The organism is Sorangium sp. So ce145 (assembly GCF_051525985.1).
In the GTDB taxonomy this organism is placed as follows: domain Bacteria; phylum Myxococcota_A; class Polyangia; order Polyangiales; family Polyangiaceae; genus Sorangium; species Sorangium cellulosum_B.
The window spans coordinates 5,309,000-5,329,157 of sequence record NZ_CP150315.1; the positions used below are offsets into that span (position 1 = coordinate 5,309,000).

A 20,158-nucleotide genomic window follows, 5' to 3' on the forward strand; every position below is an offset into this window, starting at 1 on the left:
GGCGCTCGGTGAGCTCAGGAGGGGTTTTGGGTGAGCTGCTCGACCTGCTTTCGGATGCCCTTTGCGATGTCGGTGAACGCCTCGCTCTGGTTGACCCAGCTCGTCACCGGGCGCCCGCCCCGCGGCAAGCTGGCCAGCCTGCCGAAGGGCGCGCCCTCCCAGTCGCAAGCGTCGAGGATGACGGGGATGACGCGCGCCTCACCCCGTTCGTGGCGCTCGATCGCCTTCTGCATCTCGACGTCGTAGCAGAAGTCCGACGCGAGGAAGTCCGCGCTGATGAGCAGCAGGATGACCTTCGCGGTCTCGAGGTGCTCGGCCAGCGCCGTGTCGCGCTCCTCGCCAGCGCCGATCTCGCCGTCGTGCCAGCCGCGGATGACGCCCTTCCGCTTGAGGATGGCGAGGTGCGTCTCGAGCTTGTCGCGCAGCTCGCGGTTGCTCTCCGAGTACGAGAAGAACACCTCGATCGGGCTCGCCGGGGGCTCGGAGACGCGCTCGCGCCGCGAGGCTTCGAGCGCCCCCGTCATCGTGAACGTGTCGTCGTACGCGGCCGAGTCCGGCGGGAGGTCGTACGGCGCGCCGAGGGGCGACGACGAGGGCGGGAGCTCGAGATCGGGGATCGGGGGCGGAAGGATCGAGCGGCCGCGCGACGTGATCGCGCGCGGCCGGGGCGCGCACGTGCGGTCGAGGATCGCGAGCACCCGGTCGTGGCTGCCGTCGGGGGTGTCGTAAGGCAGGAGCAGGAACCCCATGTCCGCGAGCGTCTTGCGGCGGAGCGGCGTCAAGCTCGAGCCCGGGGCGATGACGAAGCGGGGCGGCGGCGAGGCGCCCGAGAGCGCGTGGATGTCCGCCAGCATCTCGTCGAAGTTCCCGTCGGCGCGTCCGAAGCCGATGAAGAGCACGGGGCACCGCGAGAGCACGGTCGTGAGCGACTTGCGCACGTCGGGCGGCGCGATCGACGCGAGGAAGCGCTCGCGCGCGAACACCCAGCTGTGCGGCTCCTTCAGCGTGCCGTGCAGTTTGAGGATGAACCGCCGCCGCCACGCGACCTCGTCGGTGACGCGCCACATGGTGTCCCACTCGAAGCCGAAGGCGCGCTCGAGCAGGTGGTTCAGGTTCGTGGTGAGCACGGCGCGCAGCTTGTCTCGCAGCGCGGCGATCGCGATCGCGATCCGCGGCGGCTCGAGCCCCTCGTCGTCGAGCGCATCCTCGACGAACGCGTTGAACTCCGCTGGGCCGAGCGCCTGCTCCGCCGCGCCCAGCGCCTCGCTGTAGCGCTGCGAGCGCGCGAGGGCCGCGACCTCGGCGATCGCGACCTCGTCGCTGGTCTGCTCGCGCACCCTCTCGACGAGCAGGTCGACGAGCTGACGCCACGTCGGCAGCCCGGCCGCGGCCGAGATGCCTCCCCCGACGAAGAGCACGAGCTCTCCGCTCTCGAGCGCCTCATGCAGCGCTTCGATCACCGCGGCGTCGACCTCCGCGCTCACCGTGTTCGCGTTGTCCATAAGGGTTGACATCGAGCCCCTCGAGTCTATCGCTCCTCGGCGCGCAGCGCACTTTTGCGGCGCGTCGCGCGGCGCGCCGCAAAAGTGCGCCGCGCGGCGCAGGGTCGAACGCTCGACCAGGTGTCCCGCTGCGGTCATGACGTCCGAGACGACTGACCCGCCGCATCGAGCGAAGCCGGAAGAGGCGGAAACAGTCCGCGAGGCTGGAGCATGCTACGTCTCCGACATGCGTCCGGCGGCCCTCTTCACGCTGGCCACGGTGGCCTCGCTCGTCGCGTTCTCCCTGGCCGGCGTGGCCGCTCCACCATCCCGCGCGCGGCGCGCCCCGCGCCTCCCGGCGCGCGCGGAGGCCGCGCTCTCGGCGTCTGCCGCGGGCGAGCGCGCGAGCGTCGTCGCGCTGCGCGCGCCCGGTCCGCCCGCCGTCCTCGTGCGCGCGGGGAGCTTCACGATGGGATCGAGCGAGGTCGAGATCGCGCACGCGGTGACGCTCTGCAAGCTCGAGCCGGCCGGTGAGCTGTGCGTCGACGAGACCGAGGCGAGCTTCGCAAACGAGCTCGTGCCCCACGAGGTGTACCTGTCGGATTTCTGGATCGACCGAACCGAGGTGACTGTCGCGAGCTACCGCCGGTGCGTCTCGGCCGGCGTCTGCGCCGAACCTCCGTATGCCTCCGGCGGGCAGCGGTTCGATCGGCCCGACGTGCCGGTGGTGCTCGTCTCGTGGAGCGACGCGGAGCGCTACTGCGTCTGGGCCGGCGGTCGCCTGCCGACCGAGGCCGAATGGGAGCGGGCGGCGCGGGGCGTGGCCGGGCGCCGCTACCCCTGGGGCCATGTCTACAACCCATTCCACGCGAACCACGGGAGGCTGTCGTTCGACGAGCTCGACGACAGCGACGGCTTCCTCGAGCTCGCGCCCGTCGGCTCGCTCGTGGCCGGCCGCACCCCCGACGGCATCGACGACCTCGCCGGCAATGTCGAGGAGTGGGTCGCTGACTACTACCATCCCGAGTATCCAAGCGGCAGCGCGAAGAACCCGCGGGGGCCCGACATGGGGGAGGAGCGCGTGCTGCGCGGCGGCAGCTACATCCTGGGTCGGCCCTGGCTGCGTGGCGCCGCGCGGGGGCACGACTCGCCGACCAGCCGCCGCGCGTGGCGCGGCTTCCGCTGCGCGCGCGACGCCTGAGCCGCGGCGGGCGACGCGCGTGCCGAGGCGCGCGCGACGAGCGCGGCGGTCGGCCGCCGCGCGGGCCGAGGCGCGCGGCGGTTGGCCGCCGCGCCGGAAGAGCCCATACTGCGCCCGTGAGGATCGCGCACCTCTCTGACCTGCACCTCCTCTCCCTCGAGGGGGCCTTCCCGTTCCGGCTCCTGAACAAGCGTCTCACGGGCTACCTCAACCTCCGCTTCCGGCGCCACGCCATCCACAAGCCGCACGCGGTGCACGCAGCGGCGCGGGAGATACGGCGGCTCGGCGTGGACCACGTCGTCATCACCGGCGATGTCTCGAACCTCGCGCTCGAACGAGAGTTCGTCCTGGTCCGCGACTTCTTGCAGAGCGGTCTCGGTCTTCCGCCCGAACGGGTGAGCATCGTCCCGGGGAACCACGACGCGTACACGAAGGGCGCGCACCGCTCGCAGCGCTTCTCTCGGTACTTCGCGCCGTACCTGCGCTCCGACCTCGTCCTCGACGCGCCTGGGAAGAGCGACGACGGTGGGGCCACCCGCGACGGCGGAGACTCGGCGTTCCCCTTCGTGCACCTGCGCGGGCCCGTCGCGATCATCGGCCTCTCGACCGCCTGGCCGCGTCCCCCGCTGGTGGCGTCGGGGCGGCTCGGCCCGGTCCAGCTGCGCGCGCTCGAGCGAGCGCTAGAACACCCGGAGGTGCGGCGGCGAACGCCGGTCGTGCTCCAGCACCACCCCTTCCATAACCCGGCGAGCCGGGCGAAGACCTTGCTGGAAGGCCTGGGTGACGCCGCGGCAGAGGGGCGGCTGCTGCGGCAGGTGCGCCGCGGCTTGCTGCTGCATGGGCACCTGCACCGGCGCATTCACCGCAAGCTGCACACCGAGCGGGGTCACATCGACGCCGTGGGCGCCACCAGCGCTTCGCTCCTTCACGACAGCGACGAACGGATGGCCGGGTTCAATGTCTACGAGATCGACGACGCGGGGACGATCGGGGGCATCACGTCGCACCGCTTCGTCCCGGGTCAAGATGCGTTCCGCGAGGTCCCGGTCCCCGAACGATGAGCCCGCCGCGCGCTCGGCGCTCCGCCGAGCGCCCCACCGGAGCCGCGCGCAATCCATCCGCCGCACGCAGGCCCGTCCAGGCGGGCGCGCGATGTTCGGGGCTCGGCAATGCCGTGACTCGAGCGCAGCGGGGGCGCTGCGCGGGCAGTCCGGTGGGGCTCTGGTCAGGAGGAAAGTCAGGCGGTGGCGCGGATCACGTTGACCGCCTGCAGACCTTTGGGACCTTCTTTGATCTCAAATTCAACGGTCTCGTCCTCGAACAGACGGCGGCGCCCCTCCCCGTTGATCTGCGAATAGTGAACGAAGACGTCGGGGCCAGTCTCTTGCTTGATGAAGCCCCAACCCTTCTCGTCGTTGAACCACTTAACCTTGCCAACTGCCATATTTCCTCCACTTCAGAGCTCGTCGATACCCGAGGCGCGCAGGCTGGCAGTCGGGAGGTGACCACGGCTGCGGTCCCTGATTCCGATGCGGGCTTGGCTGCATGCAGCAAACCCCCCTCGTAGACAGATCCAGCTTGCGCAGGGCGGCTGCCCAGCCGCTGGTTGATGTGCGTGCGCGGCGACTTCGACGATTCTCCCCGGTCCGAGCGGGCGCCAACGTAAACGGCTCGATGCGCCAAGGTCAAGCAGCGATGATGGTTCGGCGGGCGCTTGCGCGAGGCAGTACCGCTTCACCGGCAGTCTCCGGTTGCAGCAGCCGCCGATGGGAATTTCGCGTCGTACAGCGGATCCTGACGGCGAGTCCACGAGCACGCGCGGTGACGGCGCGCCGTGGGGTGCGAAGCAGAATTCGCGCAGCCGTCAAGATTTGCGCTTTTATCGAAGAACCTTGTCCTTCGGCGCGCGCAGCGCGTCGTGGTCCGTGAGGGCTTCGCCATGTCACGCAGCGAGCCTCGCACGTCGGGCAGCAATCTCCTGGCCTCCGCCGCAATGGCGCGGCGCTTCGGGCGCGCTCCTCGTGCTGCGCGCGTCGTGGGAGCGAGCGACGCAGCGCGCTCCGGGCGCTTTCCGAGCGGAGGCCAGCCGCTTGCGGCGCTTTTGCCGAGAACATCGATCGAGCGTCGCGGCGGAGCAGGCGACCTGCTCGAAGGACATCACGGCACCGGGCGGCGCCGGCTCAGCCTGTTCGCCGGTGTTCCCCCTGCGCGCGCTGGCGCGACAGCTCGGCGGATCGATCCCCGGACCGGCATCGCGCGCTCGACCTGCGCCGCGCCCCGTGCGCTCAGGAGGCGCAGGCGGCAGAGTCCCGGGCTCGAGCCCGCTCGCCGCCCGGGAGCAGGAATCGAAGGCATCTCGTTGACATGTCTGTTCGAGCTTGCTCGTATGGCGTGGCGAGGGCATCGGGTCTCACCTCCGCCCTGGCCCCGCGAGGCGACGAGATGTTCTCGGTGATCATCAGCGAGAAAGGGGGCGCGGAGCGCCGCGAAACCTTCGACCGGACAGAGATCAACGTCGGCCGCGTGCAGGGCAACGACCTGATGCTGCCGAAGGGCAACGTGTCGAAGCGACACGCTCGGCTGCTCTTCCGCGACGGGCGCTTCATCGTCACCGATCTCAAGAGCACGAACGGCACGTACGTCAACGGCCGGAAGATCGCTCAGGCGACGATCGTTCGCGAAGGCGACAAGATCTACATCGGCGACTTCGTGCTGCGGATCGAGACGGCGGCGGCCGGGACGGCCCCTCCGGACAGCACGGCGCCTCCGCGCGCGCCGGAAGAGATGCCCGGCGAGCCGGGACCTCTGCCCGATCGCGGGCCGCCGCCGTCCGCCGAGAAAGGGCTGCACCGGTCGGCGCCGTTGCCGCTGATCAACGAGAGGGGCGAGCCGTCGCGCACCAGCCAGGGCGTGATCAGCCACTTCCCCCTCGAGAACGATCCGGACGAGTCGGTCGACGCGGCCGCGGCCATCCCCGTCCCCGGTCCGCCGCGCATCCCCTCGCCTCGTCCGCCCCTCACGCCGGGCTCGCAGGGCGGTGCGTCCGTCCCGCCGCTGCCTGCGCACCCGGCGATGACCACCGCACCGCCGGCGCGCGACGCCCGCCCCGTCAACGCCGCCCCCCCGCCCCCACAGGCGCCGCGCCCGTACGCGACCGCGACCCCGCTGCCTGCACAGAGCACAACGAGCACCGCCGCGGTGTCGCCGCAGGGCGCCTCGAACGTCGCCGTCCATCCGAGCGTGGTCCCCATCCCGAGCCGGCGCGCCATCCCGCCCGTCTCGGATCGGGTCGACCGGGGACAGGGCGACTCGGCGCATGCCGTGGCGCACCGCCGGGCGCTCGGGCGCCTCATGGATCGGCTCGCCGACGTGGTCGACCTCACGCCGCTCGACAGCGGCGCGCCGCCGGACGGCGCGCTCGCCCAGCGCATCGCGCAGGCGAGCGCCGCGGGCGCGGAGGCGCTGCGCGCGGCGGGCGAGCTCCCTCCCGAGGTCGACGTCGAGGCGCTCGTGGCCGACGCGCAGCGGGAGCTCCTCTCGCTCGGCCCGCTCGACCGCTTGCTCGAAGACGCCGAGGTGAGCGAGATCCAGGTGTTCCGCTACGACCACGTGATCGCGATGCACGGGCGCAGGCGCGTCATCGCGGAGGTCGGGTTCAGCAGCGAGCGCGCGGTCGGCCGGGCCATCCGCCGGCTCTGCATGGCGGCCGGCCAGCCGATCGAGGCGGGCGCGAGCTTCGTCGAGCGGACCCTGCCGAAGGGGCGCCGCCTGTTCGCGGTGCTGCCGCCGGCCGCGACCTCCACCCTGGTGATCCGGAAGCCGCAGCGCCCCGACGTCACGCTGGACGACCTGGTGCGCAACGGGACGATCTCGCGCGCGATGGCCGGGCTGCTGGCCCAGTGCGTGCTCGGTCGCGGCAACCTCCTCGTCACAGGGACGCGAGACGCCGGGACGGGCTGGCTGCTCGGCGCGCTCGCTGCCGCCGCGCAGCCCGACGACCGGTTCGTGGTGCTCCAGGAGGAGGACGAGCTCGCCCTCGATCATCCGAACACGCTGTCCATCGCGCTCGGGGCCACGACGGACGAACGCACCCGGGCCGTGCGGGCGGCCGTACGCATCCGGCCGGAGCGGGTCGTGGTGAGCTCGTTCTCGGGCCACGTCGCGGCCGAAATCGTGGACGCCATCGGCGGCGGCATGGACGGCGTGCTCGCGGCCTCCCGCGCGCCGACGCTGCGGCAGGCAGTGACGAGGCTCCCCGCCGATATCGCCGCGACCCGCCCCGGGATCACGCCGGAGACGGCGCGCGAGTGGCTCGCCTCGTCCTTCGACCTCGCGATCGAGATCGCGCTGCTCCGCGACGGTCGCCACCGGGTGCTCCGCATCGCGGAGCTCGCGGTGGAGGGCGGGCAGATCGCCATTCGCGACGTATTCACCTTCGTGGTCGAGCGGACGGCCGCCGGCGGCGCGCTCGAGGGGACGTTTCACCCCTCCGGGCTGGTGCCGGACATCGTGGAAGATCTTCAGTCCCGCGGGCTCAGCGTCGATACGTCGACCTCGTTCCGGCGAAATCGCTAGCGGCTGGCCGCGCGAAGGCTGGCCAGCGTGGCCAGCGCGAAGCATGCGGAGCCCCGCGCAACACGCGAGATGAGAGCGTCTTGACGGGCGCCAGCTAGGAACGGAGGTTATGATGCCCAGTAGCCATGGCCATCCGCACCATCCTCCACTATCCCGACCCGCGCCTGCGCCAGAAGGCACAGCCGGTCGGGGAGATCTCGCCCGAAATCACGAAGCTTATCGACGACATGGCCGAGACCATGTACGCGGCGCCCGGCGTCGGCCTCGCGGCCACGCAGATCGGGGAGCCACACCGCGTCTTCCTCGTTGACATCGCCGCGGACGACGAGCCGAGCAACCTCCTCGTGTTCATCAACCCGGAGATCGTGCGGCAAGAGGGGCAGCTGACCGGCCCCGAAGGGTGCCTCTCGTTCCCTGGCATCAGCGAGGACATCAAGCGGGCCGAGCGCGTCACCGTCCGCGCCCGCGGGCGCGACGGCGCGACGTTCGAGATCGCGGCCGACGGCCTGCTCGCCGTGGCCATCCAGCATGAGCTCGATCACCTCGACGGCGTGCTGATGATCGACCGGATGGGCACGCTCAAGAAGCGCATCGTCCAGCGGAAGATGCAGAAGCGCGGCGCAGAAGCCGCGAGCTGACCCGCCCGGGCGCGACGATCAGCTGCGCGCCGGGAAGGCGAGAGGGCCGCTGACGTACGCGTCGCGGCCGCAGAGCTCCCAACGTGGATCGACGATCCGGGGCGCGTCGCCTGGCGTGTCCGGGCCCGCCCAGTCGACCGCGCCCGGCCGGCCGCGGGGGCCGAGCAGGATCGGGGCGACGAAGGCGTGCAGCTCGTCGGGCAGGCGCGACGCGAGCAGGCTGCCGGCGAGCTCGGCGCCTCCTTCGACCAGGATGGAGACGATCCCCTGCGAGGCGCAGAGGCGCATCGCGGCGGTCACGTCGACCCGGCCCTCGGCCGAGGTCGGGGCGCGCAGGACGACGCAGCCAGCGTCGACGAGCACCTGCTCCGCCTCCTCGGGCGCGTCGGCGCCCGTGAGCACCCAGGTCGGCACCTCCCGCGCCGTCTGCGCGAGGCGCGTGTGGAGCGGCAGCCTGAGCCGCGTGTCGAAGACGAGCCGGATGGGGCTCCGGCCCCCGGGCGCGAGCGCAGACTCGCGCAGGGTGAGCCGAGGGTCGTCGGCGAGCGCCGTGCCGATCCCGATCGCCACCGCGTCGTGCCGCGAGCGGAGCTCCTGGACCTTGGCGCGCGCCTCGGGGCCGGTGACCCACTTCGAGGCGCCCGTGCGGGTCGCGATGCGGCCGTCCAGCGACAGGGCGAGCTTGAGCGCGATGTGGGGGATGCCCGTCGTGATGAACTTGGTCCAGGGCGCGATCAGCGCGCGAGCCTCGGCGCCGGCGACGCCGACGTCCACGGCGAGCCCGGCGTCGCTGAGCCGCTGCGCCCCGCCGCCGACCACCGAGGGGTTCGGATCGGGCGCGCCGACGACGACGCGCTTGATGCCGGCGCTCAGAACCGCGTCCACGCAGGGCGGCGTGCGCCCCTCGTGGTTGCAGGGCTCCAGCGTCACGTAGAGCGTCCCTCCGCGCGCCGCGTCGCCGGCGGCCGCGAGCGCCAGCCCCTCGGCGTGCTCCTCGCCAGCGCGCGCGTGGTGCGCGACGGCGACGACCTCCCCCGCGGCGTTCAGCACCACCGCGCCGACCGGGGGGTTCGGCGACGGCATCGCCTTGTGCGCCTCCTCGATGGCGAGGCGCATCATCGCGGCGTCGAGCTCGGGATCGGGGCTGGGGGGCTTCGCAGACATCGAAGTGCCGGATCTACTAGGGCGCCTTGGCCTTCACAAGCTTGCCAAGCTCGACCATGAACTGGTCAATGTCCCGAAAGGAACGATAAACGCTTGCGAACCGGACATAGGCGACCTCATCGAGGGTACGCAGGTGGTTCATCACCCGCTCGCCCAGCTCGGTCGACAAGATCTCCCGCCGCTCGGACTCCTGCGCCTCGCGCTCGATCGCGTCGGCGATGGCCTCGATCTGGTCGGTGGACACGGGCCGCTTGTTGCATGCGATCCGGAGCCCTCGCACGAGCTTCTGCCGGTCGAACGACTCGCGCCGACCGTCCTTCTTGACGACCGTCGGCAGGATGTCCTCGACGCGCTCGTACGTCGTGAACCGGCGCTCGCACGAGGCGCACTCGCGCCGCCGCCGGATCACCTCACCCGCGCCGCCAGCGCGGGAGTCGATGACCCGGTCCTCGAGATGGCCGCAAAATGGGCACTTCATCGAGCCATCCAGCGCGGCGCGCGATCAGCCGTCGAACTGGGAGAACACGAGCGACACGTTGGTGCCACCGAAGCCGAAGGAGTTCGACATCACGTGCTTCAGGCGGCGCTCGCGAGAGGTGAACGGGACGTAATCGAGGGTGCACTCGGGGTCGGGATCGTCCAGGTTGAGCGTCGGCGGCACCGCGCCGTGGCGAAGTGCGAGGGCGCAGACCGCCGCCTCGACCCCACCTGCGCCCCCGAGCAGGTGGCCCATCGCGGATTTCGTCGAGCTCACCCAGAGGCGCTTCGACGCCGCGTGATCGCCGAAGGTCTTGAGGATCGCCCGGGTCTCCTCGATGTCCCCCTGAGGGGTCGAGGTGCCGTGAGCGTTGATGTAGTCGATCGCGTCCGGCGCGAGCTTGGCGTCGTCGAGCGCCATCTTCATCGCTCGCTGCGCCCCGGCGCCGTCGGGCGCCGGCTTCGTGATGTGGTATGCGTCGCACGAGGCGCCGTACCCGACGACCTCTGCGTAGATCTTCGCGCCGCGCTTCTTCGCGTGGGAGAGCGACTCGAGCAGCAGCGACCCGGCGCCCTCGGCGCAGACGAAGCCGTCGCGCCCCTTGTCCCAGGGGCGGCTCGCCCGCTGCGGCTCGTCGTTGCGCCTCGAGAGGGCGAACATCGCGCAGAAGCCGCCGATGCCGAGGCCGGTGATCGTCGCCTCCGCGCCGCCCGTGAGCATGATGTGCGAGCGACCTCGGCGGATCCACTCGAACGCCTCACCGAGCGAGTGCGCGCTCGACGAGCACGCGCTCGTGTTGCAGTAGCTCGCGCCCCGCAGGTCGAGCGCCAGCGCCACCTGCCCTGCGGCGAGGTTGGCGATGACCGTCGGGATGAAGTAAGGGCTGACCTTCTGAGGCCCCTTCTCGTGCAGCGTGATCGAGTGCTGGAACAGGTACTCGAGGCCGCCGAGGCCGACACCGATGAACGTGCCGCACTGATCGCGGTCCTCGTCGGTGAGCTCGATCCCCGCGTCCTGCATGCACATCTGCGATGCGGCGACGGAGAGCTGGGCGAAGCGGCCCATCTCCTTCACCTTCTTCTTGGGGATGTACTCCTCGGGTACGAAGCCCTTCACCTCGCCGGCAAAGCGCGTAGGGAACGTGCTCGCGTCGAAGAGGGTGATGGGTGCGATACCAGACTGACCAGCCAGCAAAGATTGCCAGGTGGCCTGGGTGCCGAGGCCATTGGGCGTGACGAGCCCGATACCGGTGATGACAACGCGTTCCATGGCTCTTCTTGCCCTAGCGCCACCACAGAGGTGAGAGCGCGTGCATCGGCGAAGAGCAGAGCCTTCGCTGGCTCACGCGCCAACCCACCTCCATGGTGACGCCGCGTCCGGTAGGGCGGTGGGGACGCTACTTCTTGTCCTTGGCATTCCTTTCGATGTAGTCAATCGCATCCTGGACAGTCCGGATCTTCTCCGTGTCCTCGTCCGGAATGTCGATCTCGAACGCCTCCTCGAACGCGAGGACAAGCTCCACCAGGCCCAGCGAATCGGCGCCCAGATCGTCGATGAAACTCGCCTCAGGCTTGATGTCCTTCTCGTCGACGTCGAGCTGTTCCTTGATGATCCGCTTTACTTCGGCCGTGATGTCGCGACCTTCAGCCATGGTATTCCTCCCGGGAAAACGGAACCCCTACTAGCCCATCGCCATCAGCGTTGCACCATCGAATTACCTGCGACCGCTTTTTTCGTGTGCGCCTGGTTTGCCGCTGTGCGTGACGCCTGGCAGCCTGGGTCCTCAAGCCAGCGCTCTCACACGTACATCCCACCGTTGACGCGCAGCGTCTCGCCCGTAACGTAGCTCGCCTCGTCGGAGCATAGGAATGCGATCGCCGCGGCGACCTCCTCTGCTCGGCCCGTGCGCCCGAGCGGGACCATCTTCGTCAGCCCCTCTTTCATCTCCGCGCTGATCGTCGTCGTCATGTCGGTGTCGATGAACCCGGGCGCCACGGCGTTGACCGTGATGCCGCGCCCCGCGTACTCGCGGGCGAGCGACTTCGTCACGCCGAGCAGGGCCGCCTTCGTCGCGGCGTACGCCGCCTGGCCGACGTTGCCCATCTCCGCCACGACGCTGGAGAGGAAGACGATGCGGCCCGTGCGCGCGCGCATCATGACCTTGGTCGCCGCGCGCGCGGACGCGATCGAGCCCTTCACGTTCACCGCGAAGAGGCGATCGAGGTCTTCCTCCTTGATCCGCAGGAGCAGGCCGTCGATCGCGATCCCCGCGTTCGCGACGAGGATGTCCAGCCGGCCAAGGCGCTTCGCCGCCTCGGCGATGGCGGCCTCGGTCGCCGGCAGGTCCGCGACGTCGAACCCGAGCGCCTCGGCCTTCCCGCCGCGCGCGGTGATCGCGTCGACGACCGCGCGCGCCTCGGCCTCTCCGCGCACGTAGTTGACGATCACGTGCGCGCCCTGCGCCGCGAGCGCCTCCGACGCGGCACGCCCGATCCCCCGCGATCCACCCGTGACGATCGCAACTTTGCCCGTAAGGTCGAACATCGATGCCTATGCCTCCGAAAGGAACGCGCTCACGCGCTCAATCCCCGCCATGTCGCTCACGCTGAGCACCTTGATCTGCTTCGTGATCCGCTTCACCAGCCCGGCCAGCACCTTGCCAGGGCCGATCTCGAGGGCGTGCGTCACGCCATCCTCTGCCATGCGCTCGATCGTCCGCATCCACTGCACGGTGCCATCGATCTGGCGCAGGAGGAGCGACCGCACCCGCTCCGGATCGGCGTTCGGCGTGGCGTCGACGTTCGCGATCACGGGGAAGGCGAGCGGCATCAGCTGCGTGCGCTCCAGCTCGGGACGCAAGCGTTCGGCCGCAGGCCGCATCAGCGCGCAGTGGAAGGGAGCGCTCACCTTGAGCGGGATGGCCTTGCCGCCGCGGGCGACGGCGAGCTCGCCCGCGCGCGCGACCGCGCCGGCGTGCCCGGCGATCACGATCTGCCCCGGCCCGTTGTAGTTCGCCGGCGCGACCACCTCGCCCCGCGCCGCCTCGGCGCAGATCGCGAGCACCACCTCCTGGTCGAGCGCGATGAGCGCTGCCATGGCCCCCTCGCCCGCCGGTACGGCCTCCTGCATGGCGCTGCCCCGGATCCGGCAGAGCCTCACCGCATCCTCGATCTCGAGCGCGCCGGCAGCGACCAGCGCGCTGTACTCGCCGAGCGAGTGGCCGGCCGCGTACAGCGGCGGCTCGAGGTTGGGCAGGTGCTCGATGAGGGCCGCGGCCACGGCGCAGCTCGTCGCGACGATGGCGGGCTGGGTGTTGCTCGTCTGCGTCAGCGCCTCCATCGGCCCCTCGAAGCAAAGCCGCGAGATGGGCTCGCCGAGCGCCGCGTCCGCCCGCGCGAACGCGCCGCGCGCGGCCGCCGAGACCTCCGCGAGGGCCTTGCCCATCCCCACCTCTTGCGCCCCTTGCCCTGGAAACAGCCAAGCGATTTTCACGTTTGCCCTCAATTCCAAGCCAGGGAGGCGGACGTCGTCCGTCCCCCGAACCACGTCATGCGGCCAGCGCGCGCGAGACTACCTCAGGCCGGATCGCCCGGCGAGCTCAAGCGAACGCGCAGACCTCGACCCCGACGCAGGCACACGCGCATGGCCGGCTCACATCCGGATGACGGACGCGCCCCAGGAGATGCCAGCGCCGAGCGCGCAGAACAGGACGTTTTGCCCGGACTTGATGCGCCCGTCGCGCACCGCCTCGTCGAGGGCGATGGGGATCGACGCGCTCGACGTGTTGCCGTACTCCTCGATGTTGAGCACGAACCTCTCCAGAGGGAGGCTGAGCCGCGCGGCGACCTGGCTGATGATCCGCAGGTTCGCCTGATGGGCGACGACCCAGTCCAGGTCGCCGGCCGCCATTCCCGCCGTGTCGAGCGCGATCAGCGAGGCGCTGGAGAGGTTCTTCACGGCGACCTTGAAGATGTCCTGCCCCACCATGTGGACCTTGTTGCGGCTCTGCTCGATGCCCTCGGGCGTCAGCGGCTCGGCCGTGCCGCCGCCCGGGATGACCAGCGAGTTCGCGAGCGTGCCGTCGCTGAAGATCCGCGTCGAGATGATGCCCCTGCCGTCGCCCGACGCAGGCCCGAGCACGACCGCGCCAGCGCCGTCGCCGAACAGGACGCACGTCGTGCGATCCTTCCAGTTCAGGATGCGCGAGAGCAGCTCGACGCCGATCACGAGGACGTGCCGGGCCACACCGTTCGCGATGAACTGATCGGCGATCGTGAGGCCGTAGACGAAGCCGGCGCAGGCCGCCGAGATGTCGAACGCGGGGATCTCCTGAGCGCCGAGCTTCTGCTGCACGTACACGGCGCAGGAGGGCATCGGGGTGTCGCCGCTGATCGTCCCGACGATGATCATGTCGAGGTCAGCCGCAGAGAGCCCGGCGGCGTCCAGCGCAGAGCGGCCGGCCGCGGCGGCCAGGTCGCTCGTGAGCTCTCCCTCGGCAGCGATATGACGTCGACGAATCCCCGTCCGCTCGCTGATCCAGCTGTCGGAGGTGTCGACGATCTTCTCTAGATCGGTGTTGTGCACGACTCGGGCGGGCGCGTAGCTGCCCGTCCCGAGGATGCGGCTCCTCGGCTGCGGGGAGCTCATGCGATGGCCCCTCGCGCGTCCGCGCGAGCCGGCGCCGCGCCCAGGTGCGCGGGCGCAGCGTTCGCGCGCGCCGGCGCACCCGCGCCCGTCATGAGGCCGCGGTCGCCTTGGTCGCCTTCGCCTTGCGCCCGTTGTAGTGCCCGCAGGCGCCACAGGCGCGGTGCGGGAGCCGGGCTTCCCCGCAGTTCTCGCAAGAGACGAGCTGGACGGGGGTCACCTTGTCGTGGTTGGCGCGCCGCATGTCGCGCTTGCTGGGGGTGGTTTTCCTCTTGGGGACGGCCACGGAACTACTCCTTCTTGGTCTTCTTCTTCGGTGTCCCGGCCTTGGCCGGGGGGGTCGATGCAGGTTGGGCGCGCCTGTCAGAGCCGCTGGGCTTCTGTCCAAGCTTCTCTCGGAGCGCGCTGAGCGGCGCGAGCCGCGGGTCGAGGCCTGGAGCGGCCTCATCCTCCTCCGCCGCCCCGCGGACGAGGGTCGAGGAGCCGCCTTCGCGGTCCTCTCGGGACGCGGCAGGACCGATACCCGGGCAAGCCTCCGAGCACAAGGGGAAGTTCGGCATCTCGAGGAGAATGGCCTCGCGGATGAACGGATCGAGCTCGACCGTCTCGCCGTCGTACGTGTCGACGTCGGCCTCGTCCGCCGTGAACTCGTACTCGGCCTCCTTGACCTTGCTGGCCCCAGGCTTCGCCGCGCCGTTTCGGGCAGCGTCGTCCCGCCGGTGGCCGTGGCCATGGCCGTCCGCCTTCGGAGCAGGACGCAAGAGGAGCGAGAGCTCGGCGTCGATGTCCAGCGCGGCAGGCGCAAGGCACCGCGCGCAGGGCGTGGCGACGGGCGCCTTGACGCGGCCGCGCACGACGATCTCGTTCCCCGTCCGCGAGAGGCGGGCCGAGAGGTGACCTGGAGCGCGCCCGGTGACGTCGGCGTCGGCGAGCGCCGCGTTCATCCAGTCGAGCGGCACCGGCATGTCCAGCGAAATGCCGGAGATGTCGATGTCATTGGCAGAGACGGCAAACTGGGACATGGGTTCCGGGCCAGTGAAAGCGGAGCGTTTAGCGCGGGGTGCGTTGGCTCGCAAGAACGACCCGCGGCCGCCGTCACATCAGGCTGCATGGTAGCGTCGCCCGCGCATGGACCGTAGCGCCACGTCCGAGGCCCGCGCCGCGGGCGCCGCCGATCGGCGGCCGGAACCTTCAGGGGACGCGCGCCGCGCAGGCCGCCGCGCGGCGGTCGCGATCGCCCTCTACGCGCTCGTGACGCTCGTGTACGCCGCGAGCTCCTCCCGCGAGATCTTCGCGGCCCACACGCCCTACAACCACTACGCGCTGCTCGCGGAGGCGTGGCTCCACGGCCGCCTCGATCTCGGCGGACCGCCGCCGGCGCACGCGGGCGGCAATGACTTCGCCGTGTTCGGCGACCGCACCTACGTCAGCTTTCCCCCCTTCCCCGCGGTCCTCATCGCGCCGCTCGTCAAGCTCGCCGGCAGCGCAGAGCGCGTGCGCGACGGGCAGTTCTTCCTGGCCTTCGCCGGCGTCGGGCCCGCTGTCCTCTTCCTCGCGCTGGAGAAGCTCTCGGCCTCGCGCCGCAGCCGCCGCACGCAGGCCGAGAACGTCGCGCTCTCGCTGCTCTTCGCGCTCGGGAGCGTCTACTGGTTCAGCGCGGTGCAAGGGACGGTGTGGTTCGCGGCGCACGTCGTCGGCGTCGCGCTGGCGTGCGTCTATCTCTACTGCGCGCTCGAAGCCGCCCACCCGCTCGCGGCGGGCCTCGCCCTGGGCCTCGGCTTCGCGACCCGCACGCCGCTCGGCTTCGCCCTGCCGCTGTTCTTGTTCGAGGCGCTCCGCGTGGACCGCTCGGACCCGCGCGCCCTCCTGCGCCGGCTCGCCCTGTTCGCCGCGCCGGCGGCGCTCGTGCTCTCAGCGCTGCTCTGGCACAACCACGCGCGCTTCGGCGACGCGGCCGAGTTCGGCCACCGGTACCTGCACATCGCGTGGCGCGCGCGGATCGAGAAATGGGGGCTCTTCTCGTACCACTACCTGCCGCGCAACCTCGCGGTGGTGCTCACCGGCCTGCCGTACACCCACGTGCAGGGCGCCCCCTTCCAGATCAACGCTCACGGGCTCGCGCTCTGGGTGACCACGCCGATCTACGCGTGGGCCCTCTGGCCCCGACGCACGCCGCCCCCGTTCTGGGCGCTCGCCGCCGCGGCGACCGCGGTCGCGCTGCCGAGCCTCCTCTACCAGAACACCGGCTGGCTCCAGTTCGGCTACCGCTTCTCCAACGATTTCGCCCCGTTTCTCTTCGCGATGATCGCCGTCTCCGGCCGCCGCTTCGGCGTGCCGTTCTATGCCCTCGGCGCGGCCGCGATCGCCGTCAACGGGTTCGGCGCGCTCACGTTCCAGCGCGCGGGCTTCGAGCGGTTCTACTTCGTCGAGCGCACCCAGCGGGTCCTGCACCAGCCCGACTGAGGCCGCAGGCGCCTCCGCGCCGCTGCCGTGACGCCGCGCCGAGGGCGCTCCTCCTCCTCAGCACAGCCGAAGGGGGTGCGCGCCCTCGGGCGCGCGGGCGATCCGGCGGGCGGCGCACGCGGGCCTTGGGTGCAGGGCGCTCGCCGTGCTAGCCCTCGCCGCGCCATGGAAGCTCTGCTCGACCCGGCCGCCATCGGGCGCGGCCTGCGGCGCATCGCGCTCCAGATCGCCGAGCGCGGCCGCGGCGTGGAAGATCTGGCGCTCATCGGGATCCGGCGGGGCGGTGAGCCGCTGGCCAAGCGGCTGGCCGCGCTGCTCCTCGAGATCGAGGGGCACGCGCCGCCGGTCGGCGCCGTCGACATCACGCTCTACCGCGACGACGCCGCGACCGCCCTGCCGAACCCGCGCATCGGCCCCAGTCACATCTCCTTCCCCGTCGACGGCCGGCGCATCGTGCTGATCGACGACGTCATCTACACCGGTCGCACCATCCGCGCGGCGCTCGACGCGGTGCTCGACTACGGGCGACCGCAGCGGATCGAGCTCGTCGCGCTCGTCGATCGCGGCGGCAGGGAGTTGCCGATTCACCCCGATTACATCGTCCGCGCGGTCGAGCTCGCCCCCGGGCAGCGCATCGACGTCGTGGAGCGCGCGGGCGAGCTCTGGGCTCTCGTCACCGCCGCCGGCACAAAGCTCTCGGAGCCCCCCCCGCCACCGGAAGGAACGTAAGCCAGCGCATGAGGAGGATCTACCCGCACCGACACCTGCTCGGCATCGAGGGTCTCTCGCGTCCCGAGATCGTGGCCCTCCTGGACGCCGCCGAGTCGCTCTTCGACGTCTCCCGGCGGAGCGTGCGCAAGGTGCCCACGCTCCGCGGCAAGACGGTCGTGAACCTCTTCTACGAGCCGTCGACGCGCACGCGGACGTCGTTCGAGCTCGCGGGAAAGCGGCTCAGCGCCGACGTCATCAACATCAGCGTCTCCACCTCGAGCGCGGTCAAGGGGGAATCGCTGCTCGACACGGTGCAGAACCTCCAGGCGATGCAGCCGGACGTGCTGGTCATCCGGCACGCCGCGTCGGGCGCGCCGCACCACGTCGCCGCGCACACGCGCGCCGCGGTCGTCAACGCGGGGGACGGCACGCACGAGCACCCGACGCAGGCGCTGCTCGACGCGTTCACGATCCGGCGCGCCAAGGGCCGACTCGAAGGGCTGGAGGTCGCCATCTGCGGCGACATCGTCCACAGCCGCGTAGCCCGCTCGAACGCGCACCTGCTCACGACGATGGGCGCGCGGGTCCGCTTCGCCGGCCCGCGCACGCTCCTGCCGATCGCGGGCGAGTCGCTCGGCGCGACGGTCTACGATCGGATCGAGCCTGCCCTCGAAGGGGCCGACGTGGTGATGATGCTGCGCGTGCAGCGCGAGCGGCTGAGCGGCAGCTTCCTGCCCAGCACGCGCGAGTACAGCCGCACGTTCGGGCTGAACCCGGCCCGGCTCGCGCTCGCCAAGCCGGACGCGATCGTGATGCACCCGGGGCCGATGAACCGCGGCGTGGAGATCGATCCGCGCGTCGCGGACGGCGCACAGAGCGTGATCCTCGACCAGGTCGAGGCCGGCGTCGCGGTCAGGATGGCCGTGCTCTGGATCCTGGCCGCGGAGGCCAACGAGTTCTCCGCGACGGGCGAGCCACGCCCCGCGCCCTGACGATCGCCCCGGCCCTCCGGGCGCGGCGGCGCAGCCGGGGCAGACGGACGCCCTGGCCCATGAACCCACGGAATCATGAAAGACGCGGCCCCCGCGCGCGGCTCCCCCTGGCATACGCCCGCTGGCAGCGAACAGGGTTCCCTGTCGCGCCCCGTTTTAATAGTCTGGTCCATCTTTTTGAAAGGGTGGAGCCAACCATGTTTTCGCGAGACGTCCTCAGGATCGATGCCCCGGCGGTAGCGCAAGAGATCGAGCAGGCCATCCGGGATCAGGTGTTCGGTACGCTGCGGCGGCGCGGGGCCGTGGTCGGGATCTCGGGCGGGATCGACAGCTCCGTCGTCTCGACGCTGTGCGTCCGCGCGCTCGGCAAGGACAAGGTGCTGGGCATCTTCATGCCCGAACGCGACACCTCCGATGACGCGCTCCGCCTCGGAAAGCTGCTCGCCGAGGGGCTCGGCATCGAGGCGGTCATCGAGAACATCAAGCCCGCCTTGACCGGCCTCCGCTGCTACGAGCGGCAGGACGAGGCGATCCGGATGGTCTACCCGGACTACAACGAGAGCTGGAAGTTCAAGATCACGCTCCCCTCGATCCTCGAGAGCGACAGGCTGAACGTCTCGCAGCTGACGGCGCAGCCGCCCGGCGAGGAGCCGCGCGTGAAGCGGATGCCCCTGAACGCGTACCTGCAGCTCGTCGCCGCGACGAACTTCAAGCAGCGCATCCGCAAGATGATGGAGTACTACCACGCGGACAGGCTCAATTACGCCGTCGCCGGCACGCCGAACCTGCTCGAGTACGATCAGGGCTTCTTCGTCAAGCAAGGCGACGGCGCCGCGGATTTCAAGCCGATCGCGCACCTGTACAAGAGCCAGGTCTACGCGCTCGCCGAGTACATCGGCGTCCCTGCCGACATCCGCAGGCGCGCGCCGACGACGGACACGTTCTCGATGCCGCAGGGGCAGGACGAGTTCTACTTCGCGCTCCCCTACGACAAGATGGACCTCTGCCTGTACGCCTACAACAACAACGTTCCGGCCGCGGACGCGGCGTCGGCCGTCGGCATCACGCCGCAGCAGGTCGAGCGCGTGTTCAAGGACATCGAAGCGAAGCGCCGGGTAGCGCAGTACCTCCACGCGCAGCCGCTGCTCGTCCGCGATCAGGGCCACGCCTGACGAGCCGCGCCGTCGGACCGCGCTCGCCGCTGTCAACGGCATTCTCCGCTTGGGACGCCGTTCCCCGGTCGTGAAACCCGCCGGAAACAGCGCGGAACCTCGCTGACATTCACTCACGTTGACGACGGAGGCGGGCGGGCTCGCGGCGAGATCGTCAGTCGCCAATCTCACCTCCGCGGCGCGCCCTGGCGGCGGCTTTCGGACGCGGACGGCACCGGGACCACCGCACGCGAACGAGCGCGGACACGTTAGTGAACGCGAGCGTGAACGATGAGCCGCGACCGCGTCCTGCGCGCGATCCGCGCGCTGGCCGTCGCTCCGCGGAGTGTTCTCGACAGGAAAGCCGGGGGGGTGATAGACGTGGAGACTACCTCCATGAGCACTTCCAGCATCGAATCGACGATTCGCAACTTCCTGGTCACCTCGTTCGGATACCGGGGCGCTACCGCCGATCTCGGGTCCGAGGTCGCTTTGCTCGATCAAGGGATCCTGGACTCGACCGCCGTCCTCGAGATCGTTCAGTTCCTCGAGCAGGATCTCGGCATCCAGGTCGCCGACGAGGAGATGGTGCCGGAGAATTTCGGCTCGATCGCCAGGCTCGTCACCTACGTGAGCGGGAAGAAGAGCAGCAACTAGCCC

Annotated in this window: 20 protein-coding genes; 9 read left to right on the forward strand and 11 right to left on the reverse strand. The window is 70.7% G+C overall.

Annotated elements, in window-relative coordinates; all coding sequences use genetic code 11:
* Nucleotides 1-14: 14 nt before the first annotated feature.
* Complete coding sequence (locus WMF34_RS19690; protein WP_437994187.1) at nt 15-1,514, reverse strand: SIR2 family protein; 1,500 nt, start codon at nt 1,512-1,514, stop codon at nt 15-17.
* Nucleotides 1,515-1,728: 214 nt separating this feature from the next.
* On the opposite strand from WMF34_RS19690, the gene WMF34_RS19695 reads away from it, so the two are divergent.
* Entirely contained in the window at nt 1,729-2,682 is a 954-nt protein-coding gene (locus tag WMF34_RS19695) for a formylglycine-generating enzyme family protein (RefSeq protein ID WP_437994188.1), read from the forward strand.
* A gap of 116 nt (nt 2,683-2,798) precedes the next feature.
* The gene (locus tag WMF34_RS19700; RefSeq protein WP_012236437.1) at nt 2,799-3,743 is read left to right on the forward strand and encodes a metallophosphoesterase family protein; all 945 of its coding nucleotides are present in this window, start codon (nt 2,799-2,801) and stop codon (nt 3,741-3,743) included.
* Between the two features lie 176 nt (nt 3,744-3,919).
* On the opposite strand, the gene WMF34_RS19705 is transcribed toward WMF34_RS19700, so the two are convergent.
* Nucleotides 3,920-4,126 carry a cold-shock protein gene (locus WMF34_RS19705; RefSeq protein ID WP_012236438.1) on the reverse strand — a complete coding sequence of 69 codons (207 nt, stop codon included), beginning with the start codon at nt 4,124-4,126 and terminating at the stop codon, nt 3,920-3,922.
* 998 nt (nt 4,127-5,124) lie between these two features.
* Here WMF34_RS19705 and WMF34_RS19710 point away from each other — a divergent pair.
* Nucleotides 5,125-7,257 carry an ATPase, T2SS/T4P/T4SS family gene (locus WMF34_RS19710; protein WP_437994189.1) on the forward strand — a complete coding sequence of 711 codons (2,133 nt, stop codon included), beginning with the start codon at nt 5,125-5,127 and terminating at the stop codon, nt 7,255-7,257.
* Nucleotides 7,258-7,382: 125 nt separating this feature from the next.
* Nucleotides 7,383-7,895: a peptide deformylase gene (def, locus tag WMF34_RS19715; protein WP_012236440.1), complete on the forward strand. Its 513-nt coding sequence runs from the start codon at nt 7,383-7,385 to the stop codon at nt 7,893-7,895.
* Between the two features lie 18 nt (nt 7,896-7,913).
* Here def and ribD read toward each other — a convergent pair whose 3' ends face one another.
* The 9 genes from ribD to WMF34_RS19760 form a co-directional block, all read right to left on the reverse strand.
* Nucleotides 7,914-9,059: a bifunctional diaminohydroxyphosphoribosylaminopyrimidine deaminase/5-amino-6-(5-phosphoribosylamino)uracil reductase RibD gene (ribD, locus tag WMF34_RS19720; RefSeq protein WP_012236441.1), complete on the reverse strand. Its 1,146-nt coding sequence runs from the start codon at nt 9,057-9,059 to the stop codon at nt 7,914-7,916.
* 16 nt (nt 9,060-9,075) lie between these two features.
* Entirely contained in the window at nt 9,076-9,537 is a 462-nt protein-coding gene (gene nrdR / locus WMF34_RS19725; RefSeq protein WP_012236442.1) for a transcriptional regulator NrdR, read from the reverse strand.
* Between the two features lie 24 nt (nt 9,538-9,561).
* Entirely contained in the window at nt 9,562-10,806 is a 1,245-nt protein-coding gene (gene fabF / locus WMF34_RS19730; protein WP_012236443.1) for a beta-ketoacyl-ACP synthase II, read from the reverse strand.
* Nucleotides 10,807-10,933: 127 nt separating this feature from the next.
* A complete protein-coding gene (gene acpP / locus WMF34_RS19735) occupies nt 10,934-11,188 on the reverse strand; it encodes an acyl carrier protein (RefSeq protein WP_012236444.1) in 255 nt (84 codons plus the stop codon).
* A 146-nt stretch (nt 11,189-11,334) separates the two neighbouring features.
* Entirely contained in the window at nt 11,335-12,081 is a 747-nt protein-coding gene (locus WMF34_RS19740) for a 3-oxoacyl-ACP reductase family protein (RefSeq protein ID WP_012236445.1), read from the reverse strand.
* 6 nt (nt 12,082-12,087) lie between these two features.
* A complete protein-coding gene (gene fabD / locus WMF34_RS19745) occupies nt 12,088-13,029 on the reverse strand; it encodes an ACP S-malonyltransferase (RefSeq protein WP_012236446.1) in 942 nt (313 codons plus the stop codon).
* A gap of 159 nt (nt 13,030-13,188) precedes the next feature.
* A complete protein-coding gene (locus WMF34_RS19750; RefSeq protein WP_012236447.1) occupies nt 13,189-14,184 on the reverse strand; it encodes a beta-ketoacyl-ACP synthase III in 996 nt (331 codons plus the stop codon).
* 88 nt (nt 14,185-14,272) lie between these two features.
* On the reverse strand, nt 14,273-14,467 hold the full coding sequence (gene rpmF, locus WMF34_RS19755; protein ID WP_012236448.1) for a 50S ribosomal protein L32: 195 nt from the start codon (nt 14,465-14,467) through the stop codon (nt 14,273-14,275).
* A 4-nt stretch (nt 14,468-14,471) separates the two neighbouring features.
* Complete coding sequence (locus WMF34_RS19760; RefSeq protein WP_437994190.1) at nt 14,472-15,203, reverse strand: YceD family protein; 732 nt, start codon at nt 15,201-15,203, stop codon at nt 14,472-14,474.
* 106 nt (nt 15,204-15,309) lie between these two features.
* Here WMF34_RS19760 and WMF34_RS19765 point away from each other — a divergent pair, with 106 nt between their 5' ends.
* The 5 genes from WMF34_RS19765 to WMF34_RS19785 all read left to right on the forward strand — a co-directional run bounded on the left by WMF34_RS19765 (nt 15,310) and on the right by WMF34_RS19785 (nt 20,155).
* On the forward strand, nt 15,310-16,644 hold the full coding sequence (locus WMF34_RS19765) for a hypothetical protein (protein ID WP_012236450.1): 1,335 nt from the start codon (nt 15,310-15,312) through the stop codon (nt 16,642-16,644).
* Nucleotides 16,645-16,809: 165 nt separating this feature from the next.
* Nucleotides 16,810-17,373 carry a bifunctional pyr operon transcriptional regulator/uracil phosphoribosyltransferase PyrR gene (gene pyrR, locus WMF34_RS19770; RefSeq protein ID WP_012236451.1) on the forward strand — a complete coding sequence of 188 codons (564 nt, stop codon included), beginning with the start codon at nt 16,810-16,812 and terminating at the stop codon, nt 17,371-17,373.
* An 8-nt stretch (nt 17,374-17,381) separates the two neighbouring features.
* Nucleotides 17,382-18,347: an aspartate carbamoyltransferase catalytic subunit gene (locus WMF34_RS19775; RefSeq protein ID WP_012236452.1), complete on the forward strand. Its 966-nt coding sequence runs from the start codon at nt 17,382-17,384 to the stop codon at nt 18,345-18,347.
* 197 nt (nt 18,348-18,544) lie between these two features.
* Nucleotides 18,545-19,519: an NAD(+) synthase gene (gene nadE, locus WMF34_RS19780; RefSeq protein WP_012236453.1), complete on the forward strand. Its 975-nt coding sequence runs from the start codon at nt 18,545-18,547 to the stop codon at nt 19,517-19,519.
* Nucleotides 19,520-19,894: 375 nt separating this feature from the next.
* Nucleotides 19,895-20,155, forward strand: a complete 261-nt coding sequence (locus WMF34_RS19785) for an acyl carrier protein (RefSeq protein WP_012236454.1) — start codon at nt 19,895-19,897, stop codon at nt 20,153-20,155.
* Nucleotides 20,156-20,158 lie beyond the last annotated feature (3 nt).